2 protein-coding genes are annotated in these 2,191 nt (G+C 72.8%); both read right to left on the bottom strand.

From position 1 onward, the window contains the following. Nucleotides 1-842 (bottom strand): thiolase family protein (locus C665_RS19365; RefSeq protein WP_004328659.1); only part of this gene is annotated, 842 nt, incomplete at its 3' end. 16 nt (nucleotides 843-858) lie between these two features. Beyond that, complete coding sequence (locus C665_RS19360) at nucleotides 859-1,995, bottom strand: acyl-CoA dehydrogenase family protein (RefSeq protein ID WP_004328657.1); 1,137 nt, start codon at nucleotides 1,993-1,995, stop codon at nucleotides 859-861. Nucleotides 1,996-2,191: the final 196 nt, after the last annotated feature.

Genomic DNA, 2,191 nt, shown 5'->3' with positions numbered 1-2,191 from the left:
CGGGCGCGCGGCCGGATGCCGAGCGCCTCGGCGGCGGCGCGGCGGCCCACCAGCACCGCAGCGGCGCCGTCCGACATCTGGCTGGCGTTGGCCGCGGTCACGCCGCCCTCGCCGGGCTGGCGGAACACCGGCTGCATGGCGCGCATGCGCTCGACGTCGATGACCGCGCGGATGCCCTCGTCGTGCGCGAGCGTGATCGCCCCGCCCTCCTTGTCCACCCCCGCCACCGGCAGGATCTCGCTGTGCACGCCGGCCGCACGCGCGGCCTCGGCGCGGCGGTGGCTCTCGATCGCGTAGTCGTCCATTTCGGTGCGCGAGATCTTCCACTGCCCGGCGATGCGCTCGGCGCTCTCGACCTGGTGCGGGATGGCGAAGCGTTCGAGGATCTTCGGGTGCAAGTTGTCGAAGCCGCGGAAGTCGCCCCGGCCCAGGGTCAGGTCGAGGAACATCGGCACCCGGCTCATGCTCTCGACGCCGCAGCCGATGGCGAAGTCGAGGTCGCCCGCGGCCACCGCCTGCGCCGCGGCGTGGGTGGCGTACTGGCTGGAGCCGCACATGCGGTTCATCGACACGCCCGGCACCTCGGCGGGCAGGCCGGCGATCAGCAGCGCCTGGCGGGCGATGTTGGCGCCCTGCTCTCCGGCCTGGCTGACGCAGCCGGCGAGCACGTCGCCGACCTTGTCGCCAGGCAGGCCGGTGCGCGCCAGCACGCCGCCGACGGCGGTGGCGAGGAGCTCGTCCGGGCGGGTCTCGCGCAGGGCGCCGCCGCGGCGGCCGAAGGGGGTGCGCACGGCGCCCAGGATCAGCGCCTCGTTCGGGTTCGATGGATTGCTTGGGTTCATTTCCGGGTCCTCGGGTTCAGGCCCGCTGCAGTTCGCGGGCGATGATGTTGCGCTGGATCTCGCTGGTGCCTTCGTAGATCTGCAGCACCTTGGCGTCGCGGAAGAGCTTCTCCACCGGGTACTCGGTCGAGTAGCCCATGCCGCCGAAGATCTGCACCGCCTCGGTCGCCGCCCACATCGCCGCGTCCGCGGCGAAGGCCTTGGCGATCGAGGCTTCGATGGTGTTCGGCCGACCCTGGTCGAGCAGCCAGGCCGACTGATAGGTGAGCAGGCGCGCGGCTTCGAGCCTCATGCGCATCTCGGCGAGCTTGTGGGCCACGGCCTGGTGGTCGATCAGGCGCTTGCCCATGCTGCTGCGCTGGGTGGCGTAGGCGAGCGACTCGTCGAGGCAGCGCTCGATGAGGCCGACGCCGAAGGCGGCCACCATCGGGCGCGAGTGGTCGAACACCGCCATCGCCAGCGCGAAGCCGCCGCCCTCCTCGCCGAGGCGGTGGTCCTCGGGCACGAAGACCTGGTCGAGGAAGACCTCGCAGGTGGGCGAACAGCGCTGGCCGAGCTTGCCCAAGGGCTCGCCCACCGTCAGGCCGGCGCTGGCGCGCGGCACGATGAAGGCGCTCATGCCGCGGTGGCCGCCGTCCGGCGCGGTCTTGGCGAAGACGACGAAGAACTCGGCGAGGTTGGCGTTGGAGATCCAGATCTTGCTGCCGGTGAGGCGATAGCCGCCCTCGACGCGCTCGGCGCGGGTGCGGATGCCGGCCACGTCGGAGCCGGCGCCGGGCTCGGTCATCGCGAAGCTGGCGAGCGCACCGCGGGCCGCGGCGCCGAGGTAGCGGCTGCGCTGCGCATCGGTTCCGGCGATGACGATCGGCTCGGTGGCGAGCGCGTTCACGCACAGCGCGGTGCCGATGCCCAGGCAGCCGCGGCAGAAAGCCTCGGTGACCAGCACCAGCTCCAGGCAGCCGAGGCCGCCGCCGCCGACCGTCTCGGGCAGGTTGATGCCGAGCAGGCCGAGCTCCTGCGCGCGCTGGTGCACCTCGGTCGGGAAAGCCTTGTCGAGATCGGCCTGCGCGGCGCGGGGGGCGATCTCGCGCTCGGCGAAGCGGCGCGCCAGGTCGCGGATCTCGCGCTGCTCCGGGTTCAACTGGAAGTCCATGGTGTCTCCATGCGAAGCCGCCGTGCGCAGACGACGGGCAATAAAGGGGCGGGCATGCCTGGGCACGCCGACGGGGATTGCGGGTGGAAGGCGCTCGGGCAGCGCGTCGCGGGCGAGCCTAGCCGGAGGGTCGCGCGAAGCGCGCCGGCCGCCGCTCGCAGAAGGCGCGCACGCCCTCGGCGAAGTCCGGGGTCGC

The sequence above is a fragment of the Thauera aminoaromatica S2 genome (genome assembly GCF_000310185.1).
Classification (GTDB): Bacteria; Pseudomonadota; Gammaproteobacteria; order Burkholderiales; family Rhodocyclaceae; genus Thauera; species Thauera aminoaromatica.
The sequence above is the reverse complement of the archived record's forward strand: the minus strand, read 5'-3'. Positions and strand labels throughout refer to the sequence as shown.